A 283-nucleotide genomic window follows, 5' to 3' on the forward strand; every position below is an offset into this window, starting at 1 on the left:
GGTTTCCCAGTTTCTTAGGATTATATCCTTTTGACGCACCTTCTTGATGACCTTCTACGTTAATTACACTACTATCAATATCAATCGTAATGGATGTCAATTTACTTTTAGTGAGCAGTTATTTAAAGACTTTAAAATTAATGTCTCTAAACATTTGGGTTGTCTTGAAGTTGAAGTTTCCTAGAAACCGTGACACTGTTTCAGGTTCTTTTACGGAAATATCAAACTCGTTGACGAGGGGATCATTTTGAAGTAGCTTTAGACGTTCTAACTTATCAATGCC

General features: G+C 35.0%; 1 pseudogene. It reads right to left on the bottom strand.

Annotation, left to right across the window (positions count from 1 at the left end):
* Positions 1-283: pseudogene (locus LZP73_RS20805) on the bottom strand (IS1380 family transposase); the annotation flags it as partial.

Source organism: Shewanella sp. AS16, from assembly GCF_021412365.1.
Lineage (GTDB): Bacteria > Pseudomonadota > Gammaproteobacteria > Enterobacterales > Shewanellaceae > Shewanella > Shewanella salipaludis.